General features: G+C 68.0%; 20 protein-coding genes. 11 read left to right on the plus strand and 9 right to left on the minus strand.

The features are described 5' to 3' along the window. The first annotated feature begins 114 nt into the window (after positions 1 to 114). From rho to HZI36_RS21470, 7 genes are all read left to right on the plus strand, one after another. A complete protein-coding gene (gene rho, locus HZI36_RS21440; RefSeq protein WP_179404672.1) occupies positions 115 to 1,377 on the plus strand; it encodes a transcription termination factor Rho in 1,263 nt (420 codons plus the stop codon). A gap of 77 nt (positions 1,378 to 1,454) precedes the next feature. Next, positions 1,455 to 2,285, plus strand: a complete 831-nt coding sequence (locus HZI36_RS21445; protein WP_179404673.1) for a M90 family metallopeptidase — start codon at positions 1,455 to 1,457, stop codon at positions 2,283 to 2,285. A 141-nt stretch (positions 2,286 to 2,426) separates the two neighbouring features. Then, the gene (locus tag HZI36_RS21450; RefSeq protein ID WP_179404674.1) at positions 2,427 to 2,690 is read left to right on the plus strand and encodes a type B 50S ribosomal protein L31; all 264 of its coding nucleotides are present in this window, start codon (positions 2,427 to 2,429) and stop codon (positions 2,688 to 2,690) included. A 205-nt stretch (positions 2,691 to 2,895) separates the two neighbouring features. Next, positions 2,896 to 4,644: an ArnT family glycosyltransferase gene (locus HZI36_RS21455; RefSeq protein WP_179404675.1), complete on the plus strand. Its 1,749-nt coding sequence runs from the start codon at positions 2,896 to 2,898 to the stop codon at positions 4,642 to 4,644. 83 nt (positions 4,645 to 4,727) lie between these two features. Continuing rightward, the gene (locus tag HZI36_RS21460) at positions 4,728 to 6,116 is read left to right on the plus strand and encodes an MATE family efflux transporter (protein ID WP_179404676.1); all 1,389 of its coding nucleotides are present in this window, start codon (positions 4,728 to 4,730) and stop codon (positions 6,114 to 6,116) included. Positions 6,117 to 6,381: 265 nt separating this feature from the next. After that, positions 6,382 to 7,218 (plus strand): ComEA family DNA-binding protein, encoded by an 837-nt coding sequence (locus HZI36_RS21465; protein ID WP_179404677.1) that lies wholly within the window; start codon positions 6,382 to 6,384, stop codon positions 7,216 to 7,218. Positions 7,219 to 7,295: 77 nt separating this feature from the next. Next, positions 7,296 to 7,730: a YidB family protein gene (locus tag HZI36_RS21470; RefSeq protein ID WP_484478981.1), complete on the plus strand. Its 435-nt coding sequence runs from the start codon at positions 7,296 to 7,298 to the stop codon at positions 7,728 to 7,730. A 165-nt stretch (positions 7,731 to 7,895) separates the two neighbouring features. Here HZI36_RS21470 and clpB read toward each other — a convergent pair whose 3' ends face one another. Both clpB and HZI36_RS21480 read right to left on the minus strand, forming a co-directional pair. Beyond that, complete coding sequence (gene clpB / locus HZI36_RS21475; protein ID WP_179404679.1) at positions 7,896 to 10,493, minus strand: ATP-dependent chaperone ClpB; 2,598 nt, start codon at positions 10,491 to 10,493, stop codon at positions 7,896 to 7,898. A gap of 138 nt (positions 10,494 to 10,631) precedes the next feature. Then, positions 10,632 to 11,129: an Rrf2 family transcriptional regulator gene (locus HZI36_RS21480; RefSeq protein ID WP_179404680.1), complete on the minus strand. Its 498-nt coding sequence runs from the start codon at positions 11,127 to 11,129 to the stop codon at positions 10,632 to 10,634. Positions 11,130 to 11,288: 159 nt separating this feature from the next. Here HZI36_RS21480 and HZI36_RS21485 point away from each other — a divergent pair, with 159 nt between their 5' ends. Then, positions 11,289 to 11,837: a group III truncated hemoglobin gene (locus HZI36_RS21485; protein ID WP_179404681.1), complete on the plus strand. Its 549-nt coding sequence runs from the start codon at positions 11,289 to 11,291 to the stop codon at positions 11,835 to 11,837. A gap of 43 nt (positions 11,838 to 11,880) precedes the next feature. Here the strand turns inward: HZI36_RS21485 and moaE are convergent, their stop codons facing one another. From moaE to alaS, 4 genes are all read right to left on the minus strand, one after another. Further along, complete coding sequence (gene moaE, locus HZI36_RS21490) at positions 11,881 to 12,357, minus strand: molybdopterin synthase catalytic subunit MoaE (protein WP_179404682.1); 477 nt, start codon at positions 12,355 to 12,357, stop codon at positions 11,881 to 11,883. A gap of 10 nt (positions 12,358 to 12,367) precedes the next feature. After that, positions 12,368 to 12,625 (minus strand): molybdopterin converting factor subunit 1, encoded by a 258-nt coding sequence (gene moaD / locus HZI36_RS21495; protein ID WP_179404683.1) that lies wholly within the window; start codon positions 12,623 to 12,625, stop codon positions 12,368 to 12,370. A 7-nt stretch (positions 12,626 to 12,632) separates the two neighbouring features. Continuing rightward, positions 12,633 to 13,904 carry a molybdopterin molybdotransferase MoeA gene (locus HZI36_RS21500; RefSeq protein ID WP_179404684.1) on the minus strand — a complete coding sequence of 424 codons (1,272 nt, stop codon included), beginning with the start codon at positions 13,902 to 13,904 and terminating at the stop codon, positions 12,633 to 12,635. 307 nt (positions 13,905 to 14,211) lie between these two features. Continuing rightward, positions 14,212 to 16,836 (minus strand): alanine--tRNA ligase, encoded by a 2,625-nt coding sequence (gene alaS / locus HZI36_RS21505; RefSeq protein WP_179404685.1) that lies wholly within the window; start codon positions 16,834 to 16,836, stop codon positions 14,212 to 14,214. 287 nt (positions 16,837 to 17,123) lie between these two features. On the opposite strand from alaS, the gene HZI36_RS21510 reads away from it, so the two are divergent. Next, the gene (locus tag HZI36_RS21510; RefSeq protein ID WP_179404686.1) at positions 17,124 to 18,344 is read left to right on the plus strand and encodes a CaiB/BaiF CoA transferase family protein; all 1,221 of its coding nucleotides are present in this window, start codon (positions 17,124 to 17,126) and stop codon (positions 18,342 to 18,344) included. A gap of 3 nt (positions 18,345 to 18,347) precedes the next feature. Here the strand turns inward: HZI36_RS21510 and HZI36_RS21515 are convergent, their stop codons facing one another. Beyond that, positions 18,348 to 18,560: an ornithine acetyltransferase gene (locus HZI36_RS21515; RefSeq protein WP_179404687.1), complete on the minus strand. Its 213-nt coding sequence runs from the start codon at positions 18,558 to 18,560 to the stop codon at positions 18,348 to 18,350. Positions 18,561 to 18,815: 255 nt separating this feature from the next. On the opposite strand from HZI36_RS21515, the gene HZI36_RS21520 reads away from it, so the two are divergent. Next, positions 18,816 to 20,522 (plus strand): glutamine--tRNA ligase/YqeY domain fusion protein, encoded by a 1,707-nt coding sequence (locus HZI36_RS21520; RefSeq protein WP_179404688.1) that lies wholly within the window; start codon positions 18,816 to 18,818, stop codon positions 20,520 to 20,522. Here HZI36_RS21520 and HZI36_RS21525 read toward each other — a convergent pair whose 3' ends face one another. Further along, the gene (locus HZI36_RS21525; RefSeq protein WP_179404689.1) at positions 20,523 to 20,996 is read right to left on the minus strand and encodes an NUDIX domain-containing protein; all 474 of its coding nucleotides are present in this window, start codon (positions 20,994 to 20,996) and stop codon (positions 20,523 to 20,525) included. It abuts the gene before it with no gap. 134 nt (positions 20,997 to 21,130) lie between these two features. Continuing rightward, entirely contained in the window at positions 21,131 to 22,525 is a 1,395-nt protein-coding gene (locus HZI36_RS21530) for a cytochrome-c peroxidase (RefSeq protein WP_179404690.1), read from the minus strand. 175 nt (positions 22,526 to 22,700) lie between these two features. Here HZI36_RS21530 and HZI36_RS21535 point away from each other — a divergent pair, with 175 nt between their 5' ends. Continuing rightward, a complete protein-coding gene (locus HZI36_RS21535; protein WP_179404691.1) occupies positions 22,701 to 24,281 on the plus strand; it encodes an acid phosphatase in 1,581 nt (526 codons plus the stop codon). The last annotated feature ends 33 nt before the right edge of the window (positions 24,282 to 24,314 follow it).

Consider the following 24,314-nt stretch of genomic DNA (forward strand, 5'->3'; position numbering starts at 1 on the left):
CTATGCTAGAATTAAAAAACGTCTACAAGACGCAGTTAATAAGTCTCTGAGCGCTTCCGCTCGCCCTCCTCCCTATTTCACCTCGTCGCATCTCGTCCCTGGCGGGTTCTCCGTATGCATTTATCCGAACTCAAGTCCCTGCACGTCTCTGAATTGATCGAAATGGCCAATGGCCTCGAGATCGAAAACGCGAACCGCCTGCGCAAGCAGGAGTTGATGTTCGCCATTCTCAAAAAACGCGCGAAGACGGGTGAGACGATCTTCGGCGACGGCACGCTCGAAGTGCTGCCCGACGGCTTCGGCTTCCTCCGCTCGCCGGAAATGTCGTATCTCGCAAGCACCGACGACATCTACATCAGCCCGTCGCAGATTCGCCGCTTCAATCTGCACACCGGCGACACGATCGAAGGCGAAGTCCGCACGCCGAAGGACGGCGAACGCTACTTCGCGCTCGTGAAGGTCGACAAAGTCAACGGGCAGCCGCCCGAGGCCTCGAAACACAAGATCATGTTCGAGAACCTCACGCCGCTGCACCCGAACAAGCCGCTGGCGCTCGAGCGCGAAATGCGCGGCGAGGAAAACGTCACCGGCCGTATCGTCGACATGATCGCGCCGATCGGCAAGGGCCAGCGCGGCCTGCTCGTCGCGTCGCCGAAGTCCGGCAAGACCGTGATGCTTCAGCACATCGCGCACGCGATCAAGCAGAACCATCCGGACGTGATCCTGTTCGTGCTGCTGATCGACGAGCGTCCTGAAGAAGTGACCGAAATGCAGCGCTCGGTCGCCGGCGAAGTGATCGCGTCCACGTTCGACGAACCGGCCACGCGCCACGTGCAGGTCGCCGAAATGGTGATCGAGAAGGCGAAGCGCCTCGTCGAGATGAAGCACGACGTCGTGATTCTGCTCGACTCGATCACGCGTCTCGCGCGCGCGTACAACACCGTGATCCCGGCGTCGGGCAAGGTGCTGACGGGCGGTGTCGACGCGAACGCGCTGCAGCGCCCGAAGCGCTTCTTCGGCGCCGCGCGCAACATCGAGGAAGGCGGGTCGCTCACGATCATCGGCACCGCGCTGATCGAAACCGGCAGCCGGATGGACGACGTGATCTATGAAGAGTTCAAGGGCACCGGCAACATGGAAGTGCACCTCGAGCGCCGTCTCGCGGAAAAGCGCGTGTATCCGTCGATCAACCTGAACAAGTCCGGCACGCGTCGCGAAGAGATGCTGATCAAGCCCGAGCTCCTGCAGAAGATCTGGGTGCTGCGCAAATTCATCCACGACATGGACGAAGTCGAGGCGATGGAATTCCTGCTCGACAAGATCCGCCAGACGAAGAGCAACGCCGAGTTCTTCGATCTGATGCGCCGCGGCGGCTAAACCGCCCGCTGCGCGTCGCATGACGGCCGCCCCGCGCGTTGTTCGCGGGGCGGCCGTTTTTTCCGAGCGCGACCCGCATGCTTTCGAAACTGTCCCGCTGGCTCGGCGAACGCCGCCGCGACCACGCGCTGCGCCGCCATCCGATTCCCGACGCGCTGTGGCTCGACACCGTCGCGCGGCTGCCGTTCCTCGGCTATCTGCCGCCCGCCGATCTCGCCCGCCTGCGCGAACTGACGAGCCTGTTCCTCGCCCGCAAGTCGTTCTCGACCGCGCACGGGCTCGAGCTCACCGATGCGATGATGGTCGGCATCGCCGCGCAGGCGTGCCTGCCGGTGCTGAATCTCGACCTGAGCCTGTACGACGGCTGGGTCGGCATCGTCGTGTATCCGGGCGAGTTCGTGATCCGCAAGACCGTGCAGGACGAGGACGGCGTCGTCCACGAGGTCGAGCAGGACGCGAGCGGCGAGGCGTGGGAAGGCGGCCCGGTGATCCTGTCGTGGGAGGATGCGCAGATGACCGACGGCCGCGACGCGTACAACGTCGTGATCCACGAGTTCGCGCACAAGATCGACATGGTCAACGGCGACGCGGACGGCTATCCGCCCCTGTTTCGCCGCTGGCACGCGCCGCACCTCGACGCGCAGGCGTGGGCCGACGTGTTCGAGCACGCGTACGACCAGTTCTGCGCGCGCGTCGACGCGGTGCCGGACCGCGCGTGGGCGCGCTTCGAGCGCGATTCGCTGATCGATCCGTATGCATCCGACCATCCGTCCGAGTTCTTCGCGGTGTGCAGCGAGGCGCTGTTCGTGAAGCCACGCGCGTTCGAGGCCGAGTTTCCCGAGCTGTACCGGCTGCTCGCCCGCTATTACCGACAGGACCCGGCCGGCACGGGCGCGCTCGCGGAATAAAGCACGCGTGAACCTGAAAAATGAGCGTGAAAAATATTCGTCAACCATCTGATTTTCTGGCATAATCGCCGTCTCTCTACCTTAGGCAAGTGGCTCGCGCCGGAAGCGGCGGGTTGGCTACCGCTCTCACCAAGGAAAATCATGAAACCTGGCATTCACCCGGATTACCGCGAAGTCGTCTTCCAAGACATGTCGAACGGCTTCAAGTTCGTGACGCGCTCGACGATCCAGACGCGCGAAACCGTCGAGCTCGACGGCAAGACCTACCCGCTCGCCAAGATCGAAGTGTCGTCGGAATCGCACTCGTTCTACACCGGCCAGCAGAAGATCATGGACACGGCCGGCCGCGTCGAGAAGTTCAAGAACAAGTTCGGCTCGCGCGCCAACGGCAAGGCAGCGAAGTAAGCTTCGCGCCGCTTCCGGTGGTTCACACGCACCGGTTCCGCATCGAAGGGCAGCTGAGGCTGCCCTTTTTTGTGCCCGCTCGTCCCGCGCCGCGCGGCGCGCGGCCGGCATCGCTGACGCGCACTGGCCGGCGCGACTACAATGCCGGTTGCCCTGCCGGTCGCCCGGCAACCGCCCGCCGCGCCGATAACAATTCATTCACTGCATGAAGCCTGTCGTTCGTCTCACCGCCTCCGCCACGCGCGCGCTGCCGCGCTGGCTGCTGCTCACGCTCTGCATCGTCTACGCGATGTTCGGCCTGTTCGGCCGCGATCCGTGGAAGAACGAGGACGCGGCGGGCTTCGGCGTGATGTGGACGATGGCTAAAGGCGGCTGGCACGACTGGCTGCTGCCGAACCTCGTCGGCAAGCCGATCACGAGCGACGGCCCGCTCGGCTACTGGTTCGGCGCGCTCGCGATCCGCGGGCTCGGGCCGTGGGTCGACGCGAGCGACGCGTCGCGCGTCGCGACCGGCGTGCTGTTCTGCGTCGCTTGCGCGTTCGTCTGGTATGCGGCCTATCTGCTCGGCCGGCGCGCCGAGGTGCAGCCGTTCAAGTACGCGTTCGGCGGCGAGCCCGAGCCGCGCGACTACGGCCGCACGCTCGCGGACGGCGCGCTGCTGATCCTCGTCGCGTGCTTCGGCCTCGCGGAGCGCGGCCACGAAACGACGCCGCAGCTCGCGCAGTTCGCGTGGATCGCGATGCTCGTGTACGGCCTCGTGCGTGCGATCGACCGGCCCGTGCAGGGCGCGCTCTGGTGGGGCGTCGCACTCGGCCTGATCGCCCTGTCCGGCAACCCGGTGCTGGTCGCCGCGCTGCTCACGGGGACGGTTGCGCAGCGCCTCATCACGCCCGGCGTGCGCGACCTGCGCGTGCCCGCGATCGGCCTGCCGCTCGCGGCCGCGATCTTCGCGCTGTGGCCGCTGGCCACGTACGTCGCCGCGCATGCGGACGCCGACTGGTTCTTCAATCAGTGGCTGCACGGCAGCCTGATGCGCTTCTCGGGCCCGCCGAGCACGGTGCTCAAGTACGCGGCGAAGAACCTGCCGCTGTTCACGTGGCCGGCGTGGCCGCTCGCGATCTGGGCGTGGTGGAGCTGGGCCGGGCTGCGCCGCCACGCGCACATCGCGCTGCCGCTGTCGGTCGCGGTGCCGCTGATCGTGCTCGTGATCCTGCAGAGCCAGCAGTCGAACCGGATGTACATGCTGCTGCTGCCGCCGCTCGCGGTGCTCGCGACGTTCGCGCTGCCGACGCTCAAGCGCGGCGCGATCAACGCGATCGACTGGTTCGCGGTGTTGAGCTTCACGATCCTCGGCACGTTCGTGTGGCTCGTGTGGCTCGCGTCGCTGACCGGCTTCCCGCATCCGCTCGCGCGCAACCTCGCGCGCCTCGTGCCGGGCTTCACCCCGCATTTCAGCGTGCTGTCGTTCGTCTGCGCGGTCGCGGTGACGATCTGCTGGTTCCTGCTCGCGCGCTGGCGCGTGTCGCGGCAGCCGAAGGTGCTGTGGCGCAGTGTCGTGCTGTCCGGCGCGGGCACGACGCTGATGTGGGCGCTGCTGATGACGCTGTGGCTGCCGATCGTCAACTACAGCCGGACTTATCGCGACGTCGCGCAGCAGATCGCCGCGCATCTGCCGTCCGATTACGAGTGCATCTCGCCGGTGCGGCTCGGCGACGCGCAGATCGCGACGTTCGCGTATTTCGGCCATATGCACTTCGAATTCAACGGCGACTGCGACGTGATTCTGCGGCAGGACCGCTCCGATTTCGGCGAGCCGAGCTCGATGTCGCGCTACGTGTGGCGCCTCGTCTGGGAAGGCCGCCGCGTCGCCGACCGCGACGAGCGGTTCCGTCTCTACGAACGCATCGAGCGGCCGAAGGCGCCGCGCAAGCGCATTCCGCATCCGACAAACTGAAATGAAACGCCCCCACGCTCACTTCGTTCGCTGCCCCCCGAGGGGGCGGTCAGCCCTCTTGGGGCGGCCCGGCGAGGACTGACATGCTTGCCGACATCTTCCAGATCGTCGGACTCGCATGGCCCGTCCTGATCGGCCAACTGGCCATCGTCGCGTTCGGCGTGATCGACACCGCGATGGTCGGTCGCTATTCGGCCATCGATCTCGCCGCGCTCGGGCTCGGCTCGTCGATCTATGTGTCGGTGTTCATCGGCCTGACCGGCATCCTGTCCGCGCTGCAGCCGATCGCGGGCCAGCTGTACGGCGCGCGGCGCTATGCGGAGATCGGCGAAGAAGCGCGCCAGGCGCTGTGGCTCGCCGCGATGCTGGCCGTGCCCGGGTTCCTGCTGCTGCACTTCCCGGAGCCGCTGCTGCGGCTCGCGCACGCGCCCGCCGCGCTGCACGAGCGCACGGTCGAGTATCTGCGGATCCTGTCGTACGGGCTGCCCGCGAGCCTGATGTTCCGCGTGTACAACGCGCTCGCGAACGCGGCCGGCAAGCCGCGTCTCGCGATGATCCTGCAGGTCGGCGCGCTGCTGCTGAAGGTGCCGCTCAACGTGTGGTTCATCTTCGGCGGGCTCGGCATGCCCGCGTGGGGCGGCCCCGGCTGCGGGCTCGCGAGCGCGCTGATCAACTGGGCGCTCGCGCTGACCGGCTTCACGCTGCTCGCGAACGTCGACGACTTCGTGCCGCTCGCGATCTTCTCGCGCTTCTGCTTCCCCGTATGGACGCGCCAGAAGGCGCTGCTGAAGCTCGGCCTGCCGATGGGGCTCTCCTATCTGATCGAGGTCACGTCCTATACCTGCATGGCGCTCTTCATCGCGCAGTTCGGCACGACCGCGCTCGCCGGGCATCAGATCGCCGGCAACGTCAGCGCGGTGCTGTACATGACGCCGCTGTCGATCGGCATCGCGGCGTCGACGCTCGTCGCCCGCGCGCTCGGCGCGCAGCGGCCGCACGAGGCGCGGCGGCTCGGCCGTCACGGCGTGATGCTCGCGGGCGGGCTCGCGCTCACGTACGCCGTCATCGTGACCGCGCTGCGGCCGCTGATCATCGGCAGCTACACGCCGAATCCGGCGGTCATCGCGGCCGCGTCGCCGCTCGTCGCGATCGTCGCCGCATATCACTGCTTCGACGCGCTTCAGGTGTCGACCGCGTTCGTGCTGCGCGCGTATAAAGTCGCGGTCGTGCCGACCGTCATCTACGCGGTCGCACTGTGGGGCATCGGGCTCAGCGGCGGTTATCTGCTCGGCTTCGACGTCGGCGGCTTCTCGCCCGCGTGGCTCGTCGGCGCGCGAGGCTTCTGGTTCGCGAACACGGTGAGCCTCGCGCTCGCGGGCACCGGCCTCGTGCTGTATCTGCGCGCGGTCAGCCGGACGCGGGCGCGCGATGTCGTGCCGGCGGCCCCGCTCGAGCCTGCTAGACTCGACTGAAGGCTACGCTGCGGGAGGCGACACGACGCCCGCGCGGGCGTGTCGACGCCCGGCCGGCCGCATTCGCCGCGATTCCGTCAAGAATCGTCAAAATCGGCACGCATTACCTGACTTTCCCTTTACAGCGCCGCGAACCTTGCGCAACACTCGGGCCGTTGTCTCAAAAGGGGCACGCAATTGTCTTATGCTTGACGCAGCGCGGCATCTCCGCCGCCGCGCCGACCGTTGCAATCGCCATCGTCCGTTTGCTCAAGGGAGCCTATCCATGCTGAAAAAGCTGCTGATGCTGTTCGTCGCGCTATCGCTGTCGCTGACCGCGGCCTTCGCCGCCGCGGTCGAAGTCAACACGGCCGATCAGGCCACGCTCGAATCCGTGAAGGGCCTCGGGCCCGTGAAGTCGAAGGCGATCGTCGACGAGCGCGCGAAGAACGGCCCGTTCAAGGACGCCGACGATCTCGCGACCCGCGTGAAGGGGCTCGGCGTGAAATCGGTCGCGAACCTCGAGGCGGCCGGGCTGACGGTCGGCGGCTCGTCGGCGCCGCCGAAGGGCGAGAAGGCATCGGCAAGCGCCGGTGCGAAGGCCGCCGCGACGGCGACCGCGCCGGCCGCGACCGGCACGCTCGGCACCGCCGTGAATAGCGCGAATAGCGCGAATACTGCGACGAAGGCGACGACCGGCGCCGCGATGACGGCGACGAACGCGACGACGAAGACGACGACCAGCGCAGCCACGACGGCAACGACTGCCGCGACCAAGACCACCGGCGCCGCCACGACCGCGACGAACACTGCGACCAAGACCGCCGGCGCCGCGACGACGGCTGCAGCCACGACGGCGACGACCGCCGCCACGACCGCCGCCGCGCCGGCCGCCGCATCGAAGCCGGCCGCGAAGTCGAAGCGCCAGTCGAAGAAGGACAAGGCCGCGGCGGCCGCCGCGGCGTCGGCGTCCGTCGGTGCGTCGACGCCAGTCGCGGGCGCGAACGTCAATGCGAACGTCAGCGCGAACGCCGGCGCATCGGCGACGAAGGCGACGAAGGGTTCGAAGAAGAAAGGCAACAAGGACAAGGCTGCTTCCGCCGCTGCGGCGTCGGGCGCCTGACGGTTCGTCCCGCGCGCGGCGCGGGACGGTTTCGATTCAACGGGCGCCGCACACGCGGCGCCGCTCAACGAGGTGAAATCATGGGTCTACTCGATATGGTCGGCGGCCTGATCGGCGGCGAAGCCGGCGGCAATTCGCAAAACGCGCTGGTGTCCGCCGCGCTCGAATTCGTCAACAACCAGCCCGGCGGGCTAAACGGCCTGATCCAGAAGTTCCAGCAAGGCGGCGCGGGCGACATCATCGGCTCGTGGGTCGGCAATGGCGAGAACCAGCCGATCTCCGGCGACGCACTGCAGAACGTGCTCGGCTCGGACGCCGTCGGCGCGCTCGCGAGCAAGATCGGCATCGATCCGAGCCAGGCGTCGGGCCTGCTCGCGCAGGTGCTGCCGCACGTCGTCAATCACGCGACGCCGGACGGCCAGGTGCCGGCCGGCGGCCAGGTCGACACGTCGAGCGTGCTCGGCTCGCTGTCGCAACTCGCCGGCCTGTTCGGCGGCAACAAGCAGGCTTGAGCGCAGCCCGGCTCAAGCGGGCATAAGCGAGCTCAAGCGGGCATAAGCGCAAGCTCAGGCGCGTGCCGCGCGCCCGCCAAACGCAAACACCCCGCCTTGACCTTCAAGGCGGGGTGTTCGTTTTCAGGCAACCGCCGGGGCCGACGCCAGCGCGTCGACCGCGCTTCAGTGAACGACGCGCTCGAACGTGAACTTGCCGTCGTGCACGTCGACCGGGATCACGTCCTTCGGCCCGAAGCGGCCCGCGAGGATCAGCTTCGCGACCGGGTTCTCGATCTCCTGCTGGATCGCGCGCTTGAGCGGCCGCGCGCCGAACAGCGGATCGTAGCCGACCTTCCCGATCTGCTCGAGCGCCGCCTCCGACACGTCGAGCGCCATGTCGAGCTTCGCGAGCCGGTCGTGCAGGCGCGCGAGCTGGATCCTCGCGATCGACTGGATGTTGCTGCGATCGAGCGCGTGGAACACGACGACGTCGTCGATCCGGTTCAGGAACTCGGGGCGGAAGTGCAGCTTCACTTCTTCCCACACCGCGTCCTTGATCTCGCCCTGCGGTGCGCCGGCCATCGACTGGATCACCTGCGAGCCAAGGTTCGACGTCATCACGATCACCGTGTTCTTGAAGTCGACGGTACGCCCCTGGCCATCGGTCATCCGGCCGTCGTCGAGCACCTGCAGCAGCACGTTGAACACGTCCGGATGCGCCTTCTCGATCTCGTCGAGCAGGATCACGCTGTACGGCTTGCGGCGCACGGCCTCGGTCAGATAGCCGCCCTCCTCGTAGCCGACGTAGCCCGGCGGCGCGCCGATCAGCCGCGCGACGCTGTGCTTCTCCATGAACTCGCTCATGTCGATGCGGATCAGATGCTCTTCCGAATCGAACAGGAAGCCCGCGAGCGCCTTGCAGAGCTCGGTCTTGCCGACACCCGTCGGCCCGAGGAACAGGAACGAGCCGTACGGGCGGTTCGGATCCGCGAGGCCCGCGCGCGAACGGCGGATCGCGTCGGCGACCGCGTCGATCGCCTCGTTCTGGCCGACCACGCGTTCGTGCAGCTTCTCCTCGATGTGCAGCAGCTTCTCACGCTCGCCCTGCATCATCCGCGACACCGGGATGCCGGTCGAGCGCGACACGACTTCCGCGATCTCTTCCGCGCCGACCTGCGTGCGCAAGAGGCGCGGGCGCGTCGGATTGTGCTGCTCCTTCTCCTCGGCCTGCGTGACCTGCTTGAGCTGCGCGTCGAGCTGCGGCAGCTTCCCGTACTGCAGCTCGGCGACCTTCTCGAGCTTGCCTTCGCGCTGTAACTTCGCGATGTCCGCGCGCACCTTCTCGATCTCCTCCTTCAGCGCCGCGCTGCCCTGCACCGTCGCCTTCTCGGCCTTCCAGATCTCCTCGAGATCCGCGTACTCGCGGCCGAGCCGGTCGATCTCTTCCTCGATCAGCGCGAGCCGCTTCTGCGACGCCTCGTCCTGCTCCTTCTTCACCGCCTCGCGCTCGATCTTCAGCTGGATCAGGCGCCGGTCGAGCTTGTCCATCTCCTCGGGCTTCGAGTCGATTTCCATCTTGATCTTCGACGCGGCCTCGTCGATCAGGTCGATCGCCTTGTCCGGCAGGAAGCGGTCGGTGATGTAACGATGCGACAGCTCGGCCGCCGCGACGATCGCCGGATCGGTGATGTCGACGCCGTGGTGCAGCTCGTACTTCTCCTGCAGCCCGCGCAGGATCGCGATCGTCGCCTCGACGGTCGGCTCGTCGACGAGCACCTTCTGGAAGCGGCGCTCGAGCGCGGCATCCTTCTCGATGTACTTCCGGTATTCGTCGAGCGTCGTCGCGCCGATGCAGTGCAGCTCGCCGCGCGACAGCGCCGGCTTCAGCATGTTGCCCGCGTCCATCGCGCCTTCGGCCTTGCCCGCGCCGACCATCGTGTGGATCTCGTCGATGAACACGATCGTGCGGCCTTCGTCCTTCGCGATGTCGTTGAGCACCGCCTTCAGGCGCTCCTCGAACTCGCCGCGATACTTGGCGCCCGCGAGCAGCGCGGCCATGTCGAGCGACAGCACGCGCTTGTTCTTCAGCGTCTCGGGCACCTCGCCGTTGACGATCCGCTGCGCGAGCCCTTCGACGATCGCGGTCTTGCCGACGCCCGGTTCGCCGATCAGCACCGGGTTGTTCTTCGTGCGGCGCTGCAGGATCTGGATCGAGCGGCGGATCTCGTCGTCGCGGCCGATCACCGGATCGAGCTTGCCCGCGCGCGCGCGCTCGGTCACGTCGACCGTGTATTTCTTCAGCGCCTCGCGCTGGCTCTCGGCGTCCTGGCTGTGCACCTGCGAGCCGCCGCGCACCGCGGCGATCGCGGCTTCGAGCGCTTTGCGCGTGAGCCCGTGCTGGCGCGCGAGCTTGCCCGCGTCGCCCTTGTCGTCGGCCACCGCGAGCAGGAACATCTCGCTCGCGATGAACGAGTCGTTCAGCTTCTGCGCTTCCTTGTCCGCCTGGTTCAGCAGGCCGGCCAGCTCGCGGCCGATCTGGATGTCGCCGCCGGTGCCGGTCACCTGCGGCAGACGCGCGATCGCGTCGTTCAGCGCGGTTTGCAGCGCCTGCACGTGCACGCCCGCGCGCGACAGCAGCGAGCGCGCGGAGCCGTCCTGCTGCGCGACGAGCGCGGCGAGCAGGTGGACGGGTTCGATGTACTGATTGTCGCGGCCTGCCGCGAGGCTTTGCGCATCCGCGAGCGCTTCCTGGAACTTGGTGGTGAGCTTGTCGATTCTCATCTAGGAGACCTCCAATTTTCGAATAACACCCAAGTGAGGCTCGTTATGCGGCTTTCAAGCGGAATTCGATCGATTTTGCGCAAAAAACGGCGGGAAACGGCGCGGCGCACGGCAGGCGGGCGCGCGGGCGCCCGGTGGTCAGTCGGCGTACGCGGACGCGGCGGAATCGTCGCCGGCCGGCGCGACCGCGACGACCGGAATGCCGAGCAGCATCGCGATCGGCGCGCCCGGGCGGGCAAGGTCGCCGATCGTGTGGCGGTCGAGCTCCGCGAAAAACGCGTCGCGCGCGGCCGCGAACACGCCCTTCAACCGGCACGCGGGCTCGATCGCGCAGTCGCGGTGCGGCTGCTCGCCGCCCGAGAAGCAGCCGACGAGCACGAAGTCGTTTTCGGTCGCGCGCACGACCGCGCCGACGCTCAGCCGCATCGAATCCGGATGCAGCCGCAGCCCGCCGTTGCGGCCGCGGACCGTCTCGACCCAGCCGAGCTCGCCGAGCTGCTGCACGACTTTCATCAGATGATTTTTCGAGATGCCGTACGCGTCCGATATCTCCTGAATCGTCGCGAGGCCCTCGCCGCGCACCGCGAGATAGAGCATGACTCTCAGCGAGTAGTCGGTGTAATCGGTCAGTCTCATGAGCGCAAAGGTTCGGCGGTGAAACACGGCGGCCGCGTGCATGGGGGCACGGTGTCGGATAAGATGCGGTTCATCAGCATTTTTTCGAGAGTGGCCGGCCGTTATTGTGCGACAAAATCGCCGCGACGTCCCGCCCGCCCGACCCGGCCCCTTTTCATCATGCCCACTCCGCCCACCCCGCCCGCGGTCGCGCCGATCCGGCCCCGCGACCCGGTTCCGACCGAAGAGAACATCCGCGAACTCGTCCATGCGTTCTACGAGCGCGTGCAAGCCGATCCGCTGCTCGGCCCCGTATTCGACGCACGGCTCGCCGGCCGCTGGGACGATCATCTGCCGAAAATGGTCACGTTCTGGTCGAGCCTCGTGCTGGGCACGAAGGGCTATCGCGGCAACGTGCAGCAGGCGCACCAGCCGCTCGAAGGGGTCGAGCCCGCGCACTTCAGCCGCTGGCTGTCGCTGTTCCTGAAGACGGTCGACGCGCACTACGAGCCCGCGGCCGCGGTCCGGTTCATGGAGCCCGCGCTGCGGATCGCGCAGAGCCTGCAACTGAGCCGCTTCGGCTGGGATTACCCGATCCCGCCCGAGCAGCAGGCGCTCCTCGACGCGGTCGCGCCGCGCCGCCCGGGCGATCCGGTCGAGCCCCCGTCACGTGCGCGCGGCGAGCCTTTTCCGGCGAAGATCATCGGGCGCGGGACGTCGGACGCGTAGGCCCGACGCGCGGGGCCGGCATTCGCGTTCGCGCGAGCCGGCGTCAGCGCCGCGCGTTGTCCGATTCGACGCCCCAGCGCGCGAGCGCCGCGTCGTCGGTGCTGCGCGCGTCGACCCAGCGCTCGCCGTCCGGCGTCGTCTCCTTCTTCCAGAACGGCGCCTGGGTCTTCAAATAGTCCATCACGAACTCGCACGACGCGAACGCGTCGCCGCGATGCGCGGCGACCGTCACGACGAGCACGATCTGGTCGAGCGGAAACAGCTTGCCGACGCGATGCACGATCGATACGTCGATGCCCGGCCAGCGCCGGCACGCGTCGTCCGCGATCCGCTCGAGCGCCTTCTCGGTCATCCCCGGGTAATGTTCGAGCTCGAGCACCGCGACCGCATCGCCTTCGTTGAGATCGCGCACCGTGCCGACGAAGCAGGCGACCGCGCCGATCTTCGGATTACGCGCGCGCAGCGCGCCCACTTCGGCATTCAGGTCGAAATCTGCAGTCTGTACGCGTACCGTCGCCATCGTTCGCTCCTCAGCCGCCCGTCACCGGCGGAAAGAACGCGACCTCGCAGCCGTCGGTGATCCGCGTGTCGGCGTCGGTCATCTCATGATTGCACGCCATCCGCAGCGCGCGGCCCTCGGCGAGCGCTTCGGCCCACGCGCCGCCGCGCGTGCGCAGCCATGCGCGCACGTCGCCGATCGTCGCGATGCCGTCCGGCACGTCGACGCGCTCGTCGGCCACGCCGACCGCCTCGCGCACGCTGGCAAAGAATTTCAGAGCGATGTTCATGGTTCGATCACGCAAGCAGTTCGGAAAACGGCAGGAAGCGGACGGTCTCGCCCGCGCTGATCACATGCTGCGGCGGATTGTCGATCAGGCCATCGCCCCAGACCGTCGACGTCAGCACCGCCGAGCTCTGGTTCGGGAACAGGTCGAGGCCGCCCGCCGCGTTGATCCGCGCGCGCAGGAACTCGTTGCGGCGGTCGCCCTTGCTCTGCTCGAAGTCGGCGCGCAGCGACAGCGCGCGCGGCGCGACGTCGCGCACGCCCGACAGACGCAGCAGGAACGGCCGCACGAACAGCAGGAACGTGACGAAGCTCGACACCGGATTGCCGGGCAGCCCGATGAAATGCGCTTCGCCGCGTGCGCTGTCACGGTCATCATCGCGTTCACCATCGCGCCGGACAGCGCCGAACGCGAGCGGCTTGCCCGGCTTCATCGCGATCTGCCACAGCGCGAGCCGGCCTTCGGCCTCGACCGCGGGCTTCACGTGGTCCTCGTCGCCGACCGACACGCCGCCGCTCGTCAGGATCACGTCGTGTTCGCGCGCCGCCGCGCGCAGCGTGTCGCGCGTCGCCGCGAGCGAATCGGGGACGATCCCGTAGTCGGTCACGTCGCAGCCGAGCCGTTCGAGCAGCCCGCGCAGCGTGAAGCGGTTCGAGTTGTAGATCGCGCCCGGTTTCAGCGGCTCGCCGGGCATCGTCAGCTCGTCGCCGGTGAAGAACACCGCGACCTTCGTGCGGCGCGTGACCGCGAGCCGCGCGCAGCCGACCGACGCGGCCAGGCCGAGCGCCTGCGGCGTGAGCCGCGTGCCGACCGGCAGGATCACCGAGCCGCGTCGGATGTCCGCGCCCTGCGCGGTGATCCATTCGCCCGCCTTCGGCGTGTGCAGGATGTCGACCGCGTCGCCGTTCGCTTCGGTCTGCTCCTGCATCACGACCGCATCGGCGCCGGGGGGCACCGTCGCGCCGGTGAAGATCCGCGCGGCCGTGCCCGCCGCGAGCGGCGCGGCCGGATGGCCCGCCGGAATCCGCTGCGACACCGGCAGGCGCCGCTCGCCGTGCAGCAGGTCGGCGACCCGCACCGCGTAGCCATCCATCGCGCTCGTATCCATCGGCGGCACGTCGAGCGGCGATTCGACGTCCGCGCCGAGCACGCGGCCGAGCGCGTCGAGCGTCGCGACGCTTTCGGTATCGGTCAGCGGAGTAGCAGCGGCCAGCAACGTGGCGAGCGCTTCGGCGGTCGACAGCATCGGCGCGCGCGGCGCCGTCGGGTTCGGATTCGACATCGACAGAATCAGTGAAGGTGGAAGGTGCGGACAAGCGGATACAAGCGGATACAAGCGGATACGCCACATTGTAGCGACGCCGCCGCGCGAGCGCGCGATATGGAGGTCATGCGCAAACGCTTATCGGGCCCTTATCCGGCCCTTATCCGGCCCGTATCCGGCCCTTATCCAGCCCTTATCCCGCGCTCATCGGGCGGGACTGCGGACGAACGAAGAAACGGCGCGTCAAATAAAAATCCCCGCCCGGCGTGGTCCGCCAAGCGGGGATCGAGCCGGCCGTCGCGACGCGCGGCCGGCGTGGCGCCGATCAGAGCCGGCCTTCGACCCAGCCCTTCACGCCCGCGAGCGCGGCCGGCAGGTTCGCCGGCTCGGTGCCGCCCGCCTGCGCCATGTCCGGACGGCCACCGCCCTTGCCGCCGACCTGCTGCGCGACGAAGTTCACGAGATCGCCGGCCTTCACCTTCTTGCTCGCCTCCGCCGTCACACCCGCGATCAGGCTGACCTTGCCGCCTTCGACCGCCGCGAGCACGATCGCCGCGCTCTTCAGCTTGTCCTTCAGCTTGTCGACGGTTTCGCGCAGCGTCTTCACGTCCGCGCCGTCGAGCGTCGCCGCGAGCACGTGCACGCCGCCGACCTCGACCGCCTGCTGCGCGAGCTCGTCGCCCTGGCTCGACGCGAGCTTCGATTTCAGCGCCGACAGCTCCTTCTCGAGCGCCTTCACCTGCTCCTGCACCTGGCCGATGCGCTGCGTCAGCTCCGACGGCTGCGCCTTCAACGCCGCGGCCGCCTCGTTCACGCGCGCGTCGAGCGCCTGCACGTAACGCACCGCGTTGTCGCCGGTGATCGCCTCCACGCGGCGGATGCCGGCCGCGACGCCGCCTTCCATCACGATCTTGAACAGGCCGATGTCGCCGGTACGATGCACGTGCGTGCCGCCGCACAGCTCGCGCGAGAAACCGAGATCCAGCACGCGCACTTCGTCACCGTACTTCTCGCCGAACAGCGCCATCGCGCCGCCCTTCACCGCTTCGTCGTACGGCAGCACGCGCACGATCCCCGGCGCGTTCGCGAGGATCTGGTCGTTGACGATCGCCTCGACCTTGCGGATCTCGTCGTCGGTCAGCGGCGCGTTGTGCGCGAAGTCGAAGCGGGTCTTGTCCGCGTCGACGAGCGAGCCCTTCTGCTGCACGTGCGCGCCGAGTACCTCGCGCAGCGCCTTGTGCATCAGGTGCGTCGCCGAGTGGTTGCGCTGCGTGCGCGCGCGGCGCACTTCGTCGATCTCCGCGCGCAGCACGTCGCCGACTTTCAGCGTGCCCTGCTCGAGCGTGCCGTGGTGGCCGATCACGTCGGCCTGCACCTTCAGCGTGTCGCCGACCGCAAAGCGCGTCGACGCGTTCGCGAGCACGCCCTGATCGCCGACCTGGCCACCCGATTCCGCGTAGAACGGCGTGTGGTCGAGCACGACGACCGCGTGCTGGCCCACCTTCACTTCGTTCGCCGACGCGCCGTCGACGTACAGCGCGACGACCTTCGCGTCGTCGAACGCGAGCTTCTCGTAGCCGTGGAACGTCGTCTTCGCGCCGGTGTAGTCGAGGCCCTGCGTCGCCTTGAACTTGCCGGCCGCGCGCGCCTGCTCGCGCTGGCGCGCCATCGCGTCGTCGAACGCCGGCTCGTCGACGGTCACGCCGCGCTCGCGGCAAACGTCGGCCGTCAGATCCAGCGGGAAGCCGTACGTGTCGTGCAGCTTGAACGCGAGCTCGCCGTCGAGCACCTTGCCGCCCTTGGTATCCAGCTCCGCGAGCGCGGCCTCGAGGATCGACATCCCGTGCTCGATCGTCTCGAAGAAGCGCTCCTCTTCCTGGCGCAGCACGTCGGTCACGCGCTGCCCGGCTTCCGTCAACTCCGGATACGCGGCGCCCATCTCGGCGACGAGATCCGCGACGAGCTTGTGGAAGAACGCGCCCTTGCAGCCGAGCTTGTAGCCGTGGCGGATCGCGCGGCGCACGATCCGGCGCAGCACGTAGCCGCGACCTTCATTGCCCGGAATCACGCCGTCGACGATCAGGAACGAGCACGCGCGGATGTGATCGGCGATCACCTTCAGCGAGTTGTTGCCGAGATCGGCGACGCCCGTCACGCGCGAGGCGGCGTTGATCAGGTTCTGGAACAGGTCGATCTCGTAGTTGCTGTGCACGTGCTGCAGCACCGCGGCGAGGCGCTCGAGGCCCATGCCGGTGTCGACGCACGGCTTCGGCAGGCGCGTCATGTTGCCCTGCGCGTCGCGGTTGAACTGCATGAACACGAGGTTCCAGATCTCGATGTAGCGGTCGCCGTCCTCTTCCGGCGACCCCGGCGGGCCGCCCCACACGTCCGGGCCGTGGTCGTAGAAGATCTCCGTGCACGGGCCGCACGGGCCGGTGTCGCCCATCGTCCAGAAGTTGTCGGACGCATAGCGCGCGCCCTTGTTGTCGCCGATCCGGATGATGCGCTCGGCCGGCACGCCGACTTCCTTCGCCCAGATGTCGTACGCCTCGTCGTCTTCCTGGTACACGGTGACCCAGAGCTTGTCCTTCGGCAACTGGTAGACCGTCGTCAGCAGCTCCCATGCGAAGCGGATCGCGTCCTGCTTGAAGTAGTCGCCGAACGAGAAGTTGCCGAGCATCTCGAAGAACGTGTGATGGCGCGCGGTGTAGCCGACGTTCTCGAGGTCGTTGTGCTTGCCGCCCGCGCGCACGCTGCGCTGTGCGGTCGTCGCGCGCGAATACGGGCGCGTGTCGGTGCCGAGGAAGACGTCCTTGAACTGGACCATGCCCGAGTTCGTGAACATCAGCGTGGGGTCGTTACCGGGCACGAGGCTCGACGAGCGGACGATCGTGTGGCCCTTCGACTCGAAGAAGGAAAGGAATTTCTCGCGGATTTCGGCAGCTTTCATGGCGTGCGGGGACGGTCCTGGCTAAGCGGGCATCGCGCGCCGGCGGCCCCTCTTGGGCCCATTCTCGGGCTTTCGGGCGCACGGCGGCAGGTTCTGAAACGATCGATTATACGGGATAGATCGCCGCTCGCGACCGGGCGGCCGGCCAAAGCGGCCCGGCGATTCGGCCGGCCGCGCGGGGCCACCGGCGGGCTGGATTTGCGTTAAAATGCGAAACATTGTTCCGCTGTGCGAACCACACAACCGCAATGGTCAACATCAGAAACCGGAAAGGAGACGAATCGAACATGGGTGCCCTGAGCCATATCCGCGTGCTGGACCTGACCCGCGTGCTCGCGGGACCGTGGTGCGCGCAGACGCTCGCCGATTTCGGCGCCGACGTGATCAAGGTCGAGCGGCCCGGCGCCGGCGACGATACGCGGCACTGGGGGCCGCCGTACCTGAAGGACGCGAGCGGCGCCGACACGGCCGAGGCCGCGTACTATCTCGCCGCGAACCGCAACAAGCGCTCGATCACGGTCGACATCGCGACGCCCGACGGCCAGCGGATCATCCGCGAGCTCGCCGCGCAAAGCGACGTCGTGCTCGAGAACTACAAGGTCGGCCAGTTGAAGAAATACGGGCTCGACTACGAATCGCTGCGCGCGGTGAAGCCCAACCTGATCTACTGCTCGGTCACGGGCTTCGGCCAGACGGGGCCGTACGCGCACCGCGCGGGCTACGACTTCATCATCCAGGGCATCGGCGGCTTCATGAGCATCACCGGCGAGCGCGACAGCCAGCCGGGCGGCGGCCCGCAGAAGGCGGGCGTCGCGATCTCGGATCTCGCGACCGGGCTCTACTCGACGATCGCGGTGCTCGCCGCGCTCGCGCACCGCGAGCGCACGGGCGAAGGCCAGTACGTCGACATGGCGCTGCTCGACGTGCAGGTCGCGCTGCTCGCGAACATGAACACGAACTTCCTCGCGAGCGGCCAGCCGCCGGTGCGCTGGGGAAATGCGCATCCGAACATCGTGCCGTACCAGACGTTCCAGACGAGCGACGGGTGGATCATCGTCGCGGTCGGCAACGACGGGCAGTTCCGCAAGTTCGTCGACGCGGGCGGGCGGGCCGAGCTCGCGGACGACGCGCGGTTCGCGACGAACCCGGCGCGCGTGCGCCACCGCGACACGCTGGTGCCGATCCTCGCGGAGATGGTGAAGACGCGCGGCAAGGACGCGTGGATCGCGGCGCTCGAGGCGGCCGGCGTGCCGTGCGGGCCGATCAACGAACTCGACGAAGTGTTCGACAACGAGCAGGTGATCGCGCGCGGGATGCAGGTCGATCTGCCGCATCCGTGCGGCGCGAATGCGCGGCTCGTGCGCAATCCGATCGTGATGAGCCGGACGCCGCCCGAGGCGCGCAGCGCGCCGCCGCTGCTCGGCGAGCAGACGGATGCGGTGCTGCGCGAGATGCTCGGGTATGGGGATCAGGAGATCGCGGCGTTGCGGAGCAAGCACGCGATCTGAGCATCAATGGTGATTGATGCTCGCGCCGACCAGGCCGCCCGCCGCCGCGCCGCCGATCGTGCCGAGCGGCCCGCCGGTGATCACGTAGCCGAGCGCGCCGCCCGCGGCGGCGCCGATGCCGGCGTTGCGTTCCGTCGGCGTCATCGCGCACGCGCCGAGCGTCGACAGCAGCGCCGCGATCGCGGCGGTGCGCACGAGAAATCGGGGGATCTTCATCGTCATGATCGTCTCTACCTGCCGCCGGGCGCGTCGCGCGCGGCGGCCTCGTTCGATATATCCGCATGGTCGAACCGGCGCGGGTCATGCGCAAACCGATTTACCGCGTGTTACAGCAGACACAAACCCGAGACAACCCGGGCGGCGCGTTCCGTCGCGGCAGCGCAGCATGGGCGTGCCGGGCCGGATCACGCTCAGGTAGAATGGCCGGATCAGACCGGCGCGGCGTGCGCCGACCAACCCGATCATTCCCGCATGAGCCACGAACGCACCGACGCCGCCCCGGCATCCAACTTCATCCGCAACATCATCGACGACGACAATCGCACCGGCAAATGGGGCAGCCGCGTCGAGACGCGCTTCCCGCCCGAGCCGAACGGCTACCTGCATATCGGCCATGCGAAGAGCATCTGCCTGAATTTCAGCGTCGCGCGCGACTACGGCGGCGTCTGCCATCTGCGCTTCGACGACACGAATCCGGAAAAGGAAAGCATCGAATACGTCGACTCGATCGTCGACGCGGTGCGCTGGCTCGGCTTCGACTGGCGCAAGGACGCGGTCGATCACCAGTACTTCGCGAGCGACTACTACGACAAGCTGTACGAATTCGCCGAGCTGCTGATCAAGCGCGGCCGCGCCTACGTCGACAGCCAGAGCGCCGAGGAGATGCGCGCGAACCGCGGCGGCCTGACCGAGGCGGGCAAGCCGTCGCCGTTCCGCGATCGCACGCCCGACGAGAATCTCGACCTGTTCCGCCGGATGAAGGCCGGCGAGTTCAAGGAAGGCGAGCACGTGCTGCGCGCGAAGATCGACATGGGCTCGCCGAACATGAACATGCGCGACCCGGTGATCTACCGGATCCGCTTCGCGCATCACTACCGCACCGGCGACGCGTGGTGCGTGTATCCGATGTACGACTACACGCACTGCATCTCGGACGCGCTCGAAGGCATCACGCATTCGCTGTGCACGCTCGAGTTCGAGGATCATCGCCCGCTGTACGACTGGGTGCTGAACGAGCTCGCCGATGCCGGCATCTTCACGCGCCCGCTGCCGCAGCAGATCGAATTCTCACGGCTGAACCTCACGTATGCGATCACGAGCAAGCGCAAGCTGCTGCAGCTCGTGACCGAAGGCCACGTCGACGGCTGGGACGATCCGCGGATGCCGACGATCGTCGGCGTGCGCCGCCGCGGCTTCACGCCGGAGAGCATCCATCTGTTCTGCGAGCGGATCGGCGTGACGAAGGTCGATTCGTGGATCGACATGAGCGTGTTCGAAGGCGCGCTGCGCGACGATCTCGACGCGAAGGCGCCGCGCACGGCCGCGGTGCTCGATCCGCTGAAGCTCGTGATCGACAACTATCCGGAAGACCTCGAGGAGGCGTGCACCGCGCCCGTCCATCCGCATCATCCGGACCGCGGCGTGCGCACGTTCCCGATCTCGCGCGAGCTGTGGATCGAGCGCGAGGACTTCGCCGAAAATCCGCCGAAGGGCTATTTCCGGTTGTTCCCGGGCAACAAGGTGCGGCTGCGCTACGGCTACGTCGTCGAATGCACCGGCTTCGACAAGGACGCGGACGGCAACGTCACCGCGGTGCGCTGCAACTACTTCCCGGACAGCAAGTCGGGCACCGACGGCGCGAACAACTACAAGGTCAAGGGCAACATCCACTGGGTCAGCGCGAAGCACGCGCAGGCGGCCGAGGTGCGGGTCTACGACCGTCTGTTCAAGGAGCCGCATCCGGACGCGGGCGGCGCGAACTTCCTCGACGCGCTGAATCCGGATTCGAAGAAGATCGTCCACGCGTATCTGGAGCCGGGCACCGACGTCGCCCCGGAAATGCACTTCCAGTTCGAGCGGCACGGCTACTTCGTCGCCGATCGCCACGATTCGACGCCAGGCAAGCCGGTGTTCAACCGGATCGTCGGGCTGCGCGACAGCTGGGGCAAGCCGGCCTGATCACGCCGCCGGCGGCAGGCGCCGGTGCAGCTCCGCCAGCAGCAAGCGCGTCTGGAACAGCCGCGCGAGGCTGCGGCTCGCGTACGCATCGACCTCGTCGGGCGCGGCCCAGCGGAACGCGTCCATCTCGGGGATCATCGTGCCGTCGCGGCGGCTCGGGAACATCGACGTGCACGTGCAACGCGCGAGATCGATCTCCCGCCCGGTGACGCGCACCGCGAACAGATGCAGTTCCTTGTCCGGCCGATACGAAAAGCGGCCGAGCTCGATGAGCCGTTCCGGCGCGAGCGTGATGCCCGTCTCCTCGAGCAGCTCGCGCAGCGCCGCGTCGCGCGGCGTCTCGCCGGACTCGCCCTGCCCCTTCGGAATGTCCCAGTGCGACGTGTCCGTCGCATGCGCGAGGAACACGCGGCCCGCGTCGTCGAGCATCACGATTCCGCATGACACGGCGCGCGGCGCGGCGGCGCGGGTCACCACGCGGCGCCGGCCCGGATGGCCGAAAAGGAATGGGGAAAGTCGGCTGCCGCCATCGGATTCTCCTTGGCTGATGCCTTGCTGATGAACGGCCGGCCGTCGCGTCGCGCGACCGGCGAGCAACCATAGCACGCTCAGCGCGGCGCCTGCGCGGAATCGGCCCGGTAGCCGTCGGTCAGCGTGTTCAGGAACGCGATCACGTCGCGGATCTCGGCCGCGTCGAGCGCGGGCGCGTCGCCGGGCTTGCGGTCGAACGGCGGCTCGTCGTTCACGTTCGACCAGTAGCGCCGCGGCAGATCGTCGAACTTGCGCACCCGGCCGTGCACGACCGGATAGAACTTCTCCGGATGAATGTCGCGCTCGACGTAGAAGCGCATCACGTCGTCGAGCGAGTGATAGATCCCGTTGTGGAAGAACGTCTTGCGCAGTGCGACGTTGCGCAGCGACGGCGTGCGGAACAGCCCGCAGTATTCGGCGCGGCCCTTCAGGTCGGTGCGCTCGGGCCCGCACGCGCCGAGATCGTAAAAATCCGGATCGCGATTGACCGCCAGCGCGCGGTTGCGCGGCACGCCGATCGCGATCAGCCCGAAATCGCTGAACTGCGGCGGCGTGCCGTCGAGCGCGCGCCGGCTGATGTGGCAGCTCGCGCAGTTGCCCTTGCGCTCGTCGTCGAACAGCTTCAGCCCGCGCTGCTCGGCCGGCGTCAGCGTCGCGCGGCCCGCGAGATACGCGTCGTACTTGCTCGTGTACGGCGCGAACACGTCCGGCGCCTGCTCGAACGTCTCGAGCGCCCGTAGCACCGCGTCGAATGTCGCCGCGTCGTCGTCGAACACGCGCGTGCCGAACACCGCGCGGAATTCGTCCGCGTACGGCGCCGCGCGCACCGCGCGCGCCACCCGCGCGGGGGAGCTGTTCATCTCGAACGGCGACGTCAGCGGCATGCGCGCCTGCTGCGCGCCGCGGTCGACGCGCCCGTCCCAGGTCAGCCCGCCGGTCGGACCGTTGTCGATGCTCTCGTCGCCTTCGTCGTCCGAATCGTGGAAATGCTCGGTGAACGGCGGCACGCCCTGCAGATACTTCAACGACGGCACCGCGCGAAAGCCCTGCCGGCGCAGGTCGTCGCCGCCGAACTGCGCCGACAGCGCGTTCGGCGGCCCGTACGCGTGATCGGGGCTGTGGCATGTCGCGCACGCCTGCCGGCCCGAGCCCGACAGCGACGGATCGAAGAACAATGCGCGGCCGAGCGCCGTCATCCGGCGCACGCCATCGTAGACCTGCGCGCGCGTCTGCGGCCGGTCGACCTCGACGATCGACCCGACGGGCGGCTCGGCGGGCGGCTCGGCCGCGCGCGCGGCCTGCACGGCCTGCACCGCCGGCAAGTCGCGCACCTCATGCACCTCATGCACGTCATGCACGTCGCAGCCGGAAAGCGGCGCCAGCACCGCGAGCGCGGCGGCGAGCGCGAGCGTCCGCGCGGCTTGCCGCCACGGCCGGACGGCGGCGGGACGTTCGATTGAAAAAGCGCGCATCGTCGATCGTTGTCTTCAGGAAAGGATTGAAAGGCGGCGCGAGTCTATGTCAATCTCGTGAACAACGGATGACGACGCGGCGACCGCTTATTGAAAGTCGGCCTACATTTCCCTGTCAAATCGTTCCGGCAGAATCGGCGCATTTTCGATCACCACGCGACAAGAGAGAACAACGATGCAACACGCCTGGATTCGCTTCACGCCGCTCGCGATCGCCGCGGCCATCGGGCTGTCCGCCTGCGGCAACGAAGAAATCGCGCAGCAGAACCTGTCGGCCGTCAAGAACGTGGTCGTCATCTATGCGGAGAATCGCAGCTTCGACAACCTGTACGGTCACTTCCCCGGCGCGAACGGCCTCGCGAACGCGACGGCCACGAGCACGCAGCAGAAGGACCGCAACGGCGCGCCGCTGCCGACGCTGCCGAGGATCTGGGGCGGCCTGACCGCGAAGGGCGTGAGCCCGGCCGTCACCGAGGCCATGACCGCGAACCTGCCGAACGCGCCGTTCGCGATCGACGATCCGAACGGCTTCGCGACGTCGATGAACGTGACGACGCGCGACCTGTATCACCGCTTCTACGAGAACCAGATGCAGATCGACGGCGGCAGGAACGACATGTTCGCCGCGTGGGCCGACTCGGGCGGGCTCGTGATGGGCCACTACACGTCCGATCCGGCGACGCTGCCGCTGTGGAAGATCGCGCAGCAGTACACGCTCGCCGACAACTTCTTCATGGGCGCTTTCGGTGGCTCGTTCCTGAATCACCAGTATCTGATCTGCGCGTGCGTGCCGGTCTACCCGAACGCGGACAAGAGCCCGGCCGCCGGCTCGATCTCGGCGGTCAACGCGGACGGCACGTCGCTCGCGGTCGCCGCGAACTCGCCCGCGTCGGCGCTCGACGGCCCGCCGAAGTTCGTCAACTCCGGCAACCTGACGCCCGACTTCCACGCGGTCAACACGATGCAGCCGGCGTACCAGCCGAGCGGCAACAAGCCGCCCGCGAACGGCGACCACGCGCTCGCCGATCCGGCGCTGCCGACCACGCTGCCGCCGCAGACGCAGCCGACGATCGGCGATCTGCTGACGCAGGCCGGCGTGTCGTGGGCATGGTACGGCGGCGCATGGGGCGACGCGCTGCGGGCCGCGCAGAAAGGCGAATCGGGCGTGATCTACGGGCCGAACCTGACGTCGCCGAACTTCCAGCCGCACCACCAGCCGTTCAACTACTACGCGAACCAGGCGCCGGGCACCGCGAGCCGCGCCGAGCACCTGCTCGACGGCGGCACGGACGGCGCCGCGTTCATCCAGGCGATCGATTCGGGCAAGCTGCCGCAGGTCGCGTTCTACAAGCCGCAGGGCAACCTGAACGAGCACTCGGGCTATACCGACGTGCAATCGGGCGACCGCCACATCGCCGACCTGATCGCGCATCTGCAGAAGAGTCCGCAGTGGAACAACATGGTCGTGATCGTCACGTACGACGAGAACGGCGGCATCTGGGATCACGTCGCACCGCCGAAGGGCGACCGCTGGGGCCCGGGCACGCGGATTCCGGCGATCATCGTGTCGCCGTTCGCGAAGCGCGGCTTCGTCGACCACACGCAGTACGACACGGCGTCGATCCTGCGCTTCATCACGCGCCGCTTCGGGCTGCCGCGCCTCGCGGGGATCCAGGCGCGCGACGACGCGCTCGTCGCGAACGGCGGCCAGCCGATGGGCGACCTGACCCGCGCGCTGAACCTGTCCGGCCGGTAACGGCGCGCGCGGGTTCGATCCCGCGCGGCGCGT

This window comes from Burkholderia guangdongensis (genome assembly GCF_013403875.1).
Lineage (GTDB): Bacteria > Pseudomonadota > Gammaproteobacteria > Burkholderiales > Burkholderiaceae > Burkholderia > Burkholderia guangdongensis.